This window comes from Photobacterium rosenbergii (assembly GCF_033022775.1).
Lineage (GTDB): Bacteria > Pseudomonadota > Gammaproteobacteria > Enterobacterales > Vibrionaceae > Photobacterium > Photobacterium rosenbergii_A.
Genome location: NZ_JAWJZI010000038.1, coordinates 1 through 7,738, shown reverse-complemented (window position 1 = coordinate 7,738; position 7,738 = coordinate 1). Strand labels below are relative to the sequence as shown.

At 52.7% G+C, this 7,738-nt stretch carries 7 protein-coding genes; all 7 read right to left on the bottom strand.

Annotated features, from left to right (window positions below):
* Positions 1-254: 254 nt before the first annotated feature.
* Positions 255-1,514 (bottom strand): NupC/NupG family nucleoside CNT transporter, encoded by a 1,260-nt coding sequence (locus tag R2X38_RS26475; protein ID WP_107301485.1) that lies wholly within the window; start codon positions 1,512-1,514, stop codon positions 255-257.
* Positions 1,515-1,721: 207 nt separating this feature from the next.
* Positions 1,722-2,516, bottom strand: coding sequence for a TatD family hydrolase (locus R2X38_RS26470; protein WP_317525340.1), 795 nt, complete (start codon positions 2,514-2,516; stop codon positions 1,722-1,724).
* On the bottom strand, positions 2,506-2,691 hold the full coding sequence (locus R2X38_RS26465; RefSeq protein WP_317525339.1) for a hypothetical protein: 186 nt from the start codon (positions 2,689-2,691) through the stop codon (positions 2,506-2,508). The genes R2X38_RS26470 and R2X38_RS26465 overlap by 11 nt, the downstream gene beginning before the upstream one ends.
* A gap of 38 nt (positions 2,692-2,729) precedes the next feature.
* Complete coding sequence (glgX, locus tag R2X38_RS26460) at positions 2,730-4,856, bottom strand: glycogen debranching protein GlgX (protein WP_317525338.1); 2,127 nt, start codon at positions 4,854-4,856, stop codon at positions 2,730-2,732.
* 155 nt (positions 4,857-5,011) lie between these two features.
* Complete coding sequence (gene prfC / locus R2X38_RS26455; protein WP_317525337.1) at positions 5,012-6,592, bottom strand: peptide chain release factor 3; 1,581 nt, start codon at positions 6,590-6,592, stop codon at positions 5,012-5,014.
* A 152-nt stretch (positions 6,593-6,744) separates the two neighbouring features.
* Positions 6,745-7,191 carry a ribosomal protein S18-alanine N-acetyltransferase gene (gene rimI / locus R2X38_RS26450; protein WP_317525336.1) on the bottom strand — a complete coding sequence of 149 codons (447 nt, stop codon included), beginning with the start codon at positions 7,189-7,191 and terminating at the stop codon, positions 6,745-6,747.
* On the bottom strand, positions 7,181-7,582 hold the full coding sequence (locus R2X38_RS26445; RefSeq protein WP_317525334.1) for a DNA polymerase III subunit psi: 402 nt from the start codon (positions 7,580-7,582) through the stop codon (positions 7,181-7,183). Before R2X38_RS26445 ends, rimI begins: the two co-directional genes overlap by 11 nt.
* Positions 7,583-7,738: the final 156 nt, after the last annotated feature.

The following is a 7,738-nucleotide window of genomic DNA, read 5'->3' as shown; positions in this document are numbered from 1 at the left end:
CGATGGGCGATGGGCGATGGGCGATGGGCGATGGGCGATGGGCGATGGGCGATGGGCGATGGGCGATGGGCGATGCAGAGTTTTACAGTAGCCTCTTCATGTCAAGCTCTCAGCTCTTCCCGTAGCCTAGCGCTGCTTTTGCCTATAGCCAAGCTGTTATGCCTCTAGCCCCTAGCCAGGCTCTTTGCCTCTAGCCAGAAAAACAAACGCCGCGGATAACCGCGGCGTTTTATCAGGCTTTCAGCTCGCTTGAATTAAGCAAGGCTGATGAATAGACCTGCGATAGTTGCAGACATCAGGTTAGAAAGCGTACCAGCGGCAACAGCTTTCATACCGAAGCGTGCGATATCGTGGCGACGGCTTGGCGCCAGACCACCTAGACCACCCAGTAGGATTGCTACTGAAGATAGGTTTGCGAAACCACATAGAGCGAACGAGATGATTGCTTCAGTCTTCGTAGATAGCGTAACTGCCGCACCTTCCGCTAGGTATGGGGCAAAGTTCAGGTAAGCAACGAATTCGTTAACAACCAGCTTCTGACCGATGAAAGAACCTGCGATAGTTGCTTCTTCCCATGGCACACCGATTAGGAATGCAAGAGGAGAGAATACGTAACCCAGGATAAGTTCTAGAGTCAGCTCAGGCATACCGAACCAACCACCGATACCACCTAGCATACCGTTGATTAGCGCGATCAGGCCGATGAAGGCTAGAAGCATTGCACCAACGTTTAGTGCTAGCTGCATACCAGAAGATGCACCCGCTGCCGCTGCGTCGATAACGTTAGCTGGCTTGTCGTCGCCTTCAGTCGCGTCGCTTGCTAGCTGCTCAACAGCTTCTTCAGTTTCAGGCTTGATGATCTTAGCAAATAGAAGACCACCAGGAGCTGCCATGAATGAAGCGGCGATTAGGTACTCTAGAGGAACACCCATAGATGCGTAACCCGCTAGTACACCACCCGCTACAGACGCCAGACCACCACACATTACCGCGAACAGCTCAGACTGAGTCATTTTTGGTACGAACGGACGGATAACCAAAGGTGCTTCCGTTTGACCAACGAAGATGTTAGCTGTTGCAGACATAGATTCGGCACGAGAAGTACCTAGCGCTTTCTGTAGACCACCACCTAGGATGTTGATCACAACCTGCATGATGCCCAGGTAGTAAAGTACGCTGATCAATGCAGAGAAGAAAACGATTACTGGTAGTACGCGTAGGGCAAACACGAAGCCGCCGCCACCGAATACTTCAAACATTTTGTCTGAAGTCAGGCCACCGAATAGGAAGTTGATACCGTCGTTACCGTAGGCGATAACGTTGGCAACAGCTGTAGACATGCCGTACAGCACGTCACGGCCAACAGGTACATAAAGAACAAATGCACCCAAACAGAATTGGATGGCAAATGCACCACCCACAGTACGTAGATTGATAGCTTTACGGTTATCAGATAGTAGTACTGCAAGACCTAGCAGTACTGCCATCCCAACCAGGCTCATAAACATGCTCATAGTTTATGGCTTCCCTTTAGTTAAGTTTGGCGTCTCGACAATTCGGCTCAATTAAGAGTCCGGCGCATTATACTCATGCTGCGGACGATAAAATAATGCCGACTTCACAGTTTGCAAGGAAAGAGAGTGAAAGTTCAATTCCAAACGTGAACCCCATCACAGTTTTACGCAAACGTTTTACGCAAACGTTTATTTTGTGATGTTCATTCACACCTGGATACGGAAAAGTTCAGCAGTGGTTAAGCTGGTTACCTGCTTAATGATCTGTTCGCTTTCCGTTCTGATCGCTGCAAGTTCATGCAGCACATTCACTAACCGATCAGGTCGGTTTGGCTCCCCTTGGAACCCTGCCACTGGCATATCCGGTGCATCCGTTTCCAGCAACAATGCATCCAGTGGCAGTGCTGCTATTGTATTGCGAGTCTTGTTGGCGCGGCGATATGTAATCGTTCCCCCGACACCAATTTTGATACCTAGATCAATAAGCTGCGTCGCTTGTTGATAGCTACCACTAAATCCGTGATATACCCCGCCCGCAATCGGCGTGTTTTGCCTCAAAACCCGAAGGAGCTCGGGAAAGGCCTTGCGACAGTGCATAATGACCGGCAGCTCAAAGCGGTTAGCCAGTTGTAGCTGGGCTGCAAATACCGAAATCTGTTGATCCTGATCGGCATCCGCAATGGCAAAGTCTAGTCCACATTCTCCGACAGCAACGCAGTGAGAGTGCTTTTTTTCCCGCAACCCAACTTCTGCAGCCAGCTCTGATTCCAGTTGAGCCAAGGCATTAGCATCGTGCTCAGCGCTAAATAAGGGATGTAACCCCAAACCGAAATACAGCCCAGGAAAACGCTCCGCCAACTCACGAACCGCCTGCCAATTGCGCTGGCCGACGGCCGGGATGACAATCTTTTCGACCCCGGCCTGATGCGATAACGCCAAGTAGTAGCCGGGATCATCACAAAATGGCTCGAAATCGAAATGGCAATGGCTGTCAATCAGCATGTGATTTGGCCTTTACCGAGCAACTCGCCTGCTTGGCTTGCTTGTGTTCAGGATGGCGCGGGTCATCGCTGTCATAGCGCACCGGCGCACAACAACGGCGGTTCTCAGGCACCAATCCTATTTTTTCACACCAGCGGTCATAAGCCGCTACCCCACGCTTTATCAACGACATCATGGCTATCATTCCTAACAGTTATTGGCCCATTGCTTTGTCTATTTCGTCGCTTGTGTCGCCTTGGCAACCATGACGATCATACTACGCCCAGTCGCCAATATGGTATCGCGGGTATAGAGCGGAGCTTCATCAATGGGATAAATATCATGGGGCGATGGCTTGGCAGTGTTGATCACCAAGTGCCAATCACTGCAATGACGATCCGGCAGGGTAAACTCAAGCGGATCCCAGAAGGCATTACAGATCACATACAGCTCATCCTGGGTGATCGGGTGATACACCGTCAGCGCGATAGAGTGGGAATTTTCCGACCAATCCGGCTGATCCGGCTGGATACCGTGCCAGCGGATCCCGACATCTTCCAATACCGAGTTGAGCGACATATGCATATTCCAGTCTATGGTCGGCTCGGCGGTACGCAACTGGCTAAGCAAGGTGACGAAACGCAGCAAGTCACTGTGGGTATCCACCAGCCCCCAGTCAAACCAACTCAGCTCATTGTCCTGGCAATAGGCGTTGTTATTCCCTTGTTGGGTCCGGCGCACTTCATCACCCATATTGAGCATCGGGGTGCCAAGCGCCAGGAACAAGGTCGCCAGCATGTTCTTGCACTGGCGGTGACGCAGCGATTCTATCTCAGCGATTTCCGTCGGCCCCTCAACCCCGTAGTTACTTGACAGATTATGGTTGTCACCGTCGCGGTTTCCCTCGCCGTTGGCCTCATTGTGCTTCTCGCTATAGCTCACCAAGTCATTGAGGGTAAAACCATCATGGGCACAGATGAAATTGACTGAACGGTGGGGAGAGTGATGGCGACTGCAGTACATGTCTGGCGAGCCCAAAACCCGTGAGGCGAAGCGGCTGACATAGCCGGCATCCCCACGCCAGAACGCCCTGACATCGTCACGGAACTTCCCGTTCCACTCATTCCAGCGATCCCCAATGAACGAGCCGACCTGGTATAACCCGGCCGCATCCCAGGCCTCGGCGATGATCTTGGTGCTGCACAAGATAGGATCCGAGTCTATCGACCACAGCAGCGGCGGCTCTTTCATCGGATGCCCCTGACTGTCGCGGGCCAATACCGAGGCCAAATCAAACCGGAAGCCATCGACATGCATCTCGGTCACCCAGTAATGCAGCGCATCGATGATCATCCGGCGCAGAACACTGTGGTTGGCGTTGCAGGTATTACCACAGCCGCTGTAGTTACCATAGCCCCCCGTCTTCTTGTCCAGCAGGTAGTAGGCACCATTCTGCAAGCCCTTGAAGCAAAACGTCGGCCCGTGCTCGTCCCCTTCCGAAGTATGGTTGAACACCACATCGAGGATCACTTCGATATCTGCCTTATGCAGCTCACGGACCAAGGTCTTGAACTCGTCAATGGCACTCAGCGGCGCTTTCTCGACACTGTAGTCGGCATGGACGGCAAAGAAGTTGATTGGACTATAGCCCCAGTAGTTATCCCGCCCTTCCGGGGCATCATCTACATCAAACTGCTGCACCGGCATCAGCTCGACCGCCGTGACACCGAGCGATTTGAGGTAAGGGATTTTTTCGATAATCCCCGAAAACGTCCCTTTTTTGGCAGAGACTACGCCAGAAGAAGGGTGGCGGGTAAAGCCAGCGACATGCATCTCATAGATAATGGTATCGGTCAGCGAATGGCGCGGGGCGACATCGTCCTGCCAATCAAAGCCGCTGTGATCAACCACGATACTCTTCATGCAGGCGTCCATGTTGCTGCCTGTACCGATAGCCCGCTGGCGGCTGTAGTTGCGGCCAAAACCGACCGCCTGGCAATAAGGGTCAATCAGCACTTTCTCACTGTCAAAACGCAGCCCCCGCTCTGGCAGCCACGGGCCATCGACCTGAAAACCATAATACTGGCCATGGCCGATATTGCCGACAAAGATAAACCAGTAATGGCCGCGCTTGTGCAGCGCCGGGCTGAGCTCAAACGAGCGGAAAGGGCCGGTGGCATCGGCACTGGCAAACAGGTGCAAGGTCACCCGCGTCGCATCTTTGGAATAGACACTAAAATTGACCCCGTTTTCGCGAACCGACGATCCCAGCGGGAATGCCTCGCCGGGCAAGGTATATATCTGGTTGTCCGCCGCCAATGCGGTGCTCAATGAGACCTCTAGTCCATCTACCCTGTTCATGCCATCATCCTTATAGTTGTGCTGCGCCAACGTGCATAACCAGAATAGTAGACCCATTATCTGCGGGTAGGGGTAGGCTTCACAAAAAGGATAAAAAAAGCCGCCACTATGTGACGGCTTCGATATTGAGCTTGATGCCCGTGACTTAATGCGAATTAGTGCTCGCGGGTTGCACGGAAATCAACATCAGGGAATCGCTCTTTGGCCAGGTTCAGGTTAACCATGGTCGGTGCAATGTAAGACAGGTTATCACCGCCATCCAATGCCAGGTTAGACTGGTTCTTGCGCTTGAATTCTTCCAGCTTCTTGGTGTCATCGCACTCAACCCAGCGGGCTGTTGCCACGTTAACGCCTTCGTAGATAGCTTCAACGTTGTATTCCGCTTTCAGGCGGGCAACCACCACGTCAAACTGAAGCACACCGACCGCACCAACGATCAAGTCGTTGTTTTGCAGCGGACGGAACACCTGTACCGCGCCTTCTTCCGACAGCTGTACCAGACCTTTAAGCAGCTGCTTCTGCTTCAGTGGATCTTTAAGGCGGATACGGCGGAACAGTTCCGGGGCAAAGTTAGGGATACCGGCAAACTTCAGGTTTTCGCCCTGGGTGAAGGTATCACCGATCTGGATCGTACCGTGGTTGTGCAAACCGATGATATCGCCCGCATAAGCTTTGTCGGCACGTGCACGGTCACCGGCCATGAAGGTAACGGCGTCGGAAATACTGACGTTCTTACCGGTACGGACATGGTTCATCTTCATGCCCTGGCTGTAGGTGCCCGATACGATACGCATGAACGCAATGCGGTCACGGTGCTTAGGATCCATGTTCGCCTGGATCTTGAAGACAAAACCGGAGAACTTCTCTTCGGTCGCTTCTACTTCACGCTCATTGGCTTTACGCGGCATCGGCGCTGGAGCCCACTCAGTCAGGCCGTCTAGCATATGGTCAACACCGAAGTTACCCAATGCAGTACCGAAGAACACCGGCGTCAGCTCACCGGCAAGGAACAACTCACGATCGAACTCGTGGGATGCACCGATCACCAGCTCAAGCTCTTCACGCAGTTGCTCGGCAAGATCATCACCGACTGCAGCATCCAGCTCTGGGTTGTCCAAGCCTTTGATGATGCGCTGCTCTTGGATGGTGTGGCCCTGGCCCGTGCTGTACAGGATCGTCTCGTCACGGTGGATGTGGTAAACACCCTTGAACTCTTTACCACAACCGATCGGCCATGATACCGGCGCACATGCCATGTTCAGCTCGGTTTCGACTTCGTCCAGCAGCTCCATCGGATCACGGATATCACGGTCCAATTTGTTCATGAAGGTAACAATCGGCGTATCACGCAGGCGGGTCACTTCCATCAGCTTGCGGGTACGATCCTCGACACCTTTAGCCGCATCGATCACCATCAGGCACGAGTCAACCGCAGTCAGGGTACGGTAGGTATCTTCCGAGAAATCTTCGTGTCCCGGAGTATCTAGCAGGTTGACCAGACATTCGTTGTAAGGAAACTGCATTACCGACGTGGTTACCGAGATACCACGTTCTTTTTCCATTTCCATCCAGTCTGACTTGGCGTGCTGGTTAGAGCCACGGCCCTTTACGGTACCCGCTTTCTGGATCGCGTTTCCGAACAGCAGGACTTTTTCGGTAATGGTTGTTTTACCCGCATCCGGGTGAGAAATGATCGCAAACGTACGGCGTTTGTTCACTTCAGGTAGAAAAGACATAAGCGTTGATAATCCTGTTAGAGATTTCAATAATCGAGCGACTGCGATTTTCGCAAGCCGCTGCGATAAAGATGGCGGAATTATACGCAAACTCCGCCCAAAGAGACAGCGGTAACACGCACGTAAGGCGCGGCTCCACTAATTGGCAAACTCTACATAACCAGATAGGTCATGATCAGGGCGTCTTCCCGACCATTCTCAGCCGGGTAATAGCCTTCGCGGCGGTTTATTTCGTTAAAGCCGAGTGACTCGTAAAGCTGATACGCCCGGGTATTGCTCGCCCTGACCTCCAGCCACACTTCCTCGCCTTTTTTCTGCCCGACCTTATCAATAAAGCCTTCCAGCAAAAGCTTGCCGTAGCCCTTGCCCTGGCAGGCAGGGTCGATGGCAATGTTGAGCAAGGTCGCTTCACCGGCCACCAGCTGGCCAAAGCAATACCCCACTAATTGGCCGTCTATTTCCAACCCGCAGTTCAGCGCCAGCTTGTTTGGCTCCTTGCGGATCAGCGATTCTGCCCAGGGAAAAGCATGGGCAGCTTGCTCGATGCGCCAAACATCATCGAGATGATGGGGCGCTAGGGTCACAATGTTATGCGTCATAAGAACAAATTTGTTGCCACAGCGCTTTTTTCGCGCCGGGATTGGTATGCATTGATTTCAGTGAGGCAGACGTCAGCAATTGGCAGTCGGCAGGATGAGCCGCTTCACAGCCTGCAACCCAGCACCATTTGAGATGGTGTTCACGCACCTGCTCAACCGCAGCGGCTGGTACGCACAGGGCTTGTTCCGGAGTGAGCTTCATGCTGCCGAGGATCCGGCCGAACAACCAACGGTCGTGCTCATCCAGCTCTTCATCGCAGACAAACAACAGCTGACAGGTGTCCGGCAGATCGATCACTGGCTGTTCCCGCTCGGGAAAAAAGCCCGGTTTACGGACCTGCCAGTAGGTTAATCCGATTGCCTTCATCAACTGTAAATCACGCTGTTTCATCTACTCACCTTGATGATGTTCACTTTGGCCGGGAATACTACCAGAACTTGCCCTCAAACCTAAAAAAATACCACCTTGCGGTTAACTCCTATCAATTAAGATGTTTGGAGCGAACCACATAGCGGGTTTTACTGATACGAACGGTCCTTGATTTGG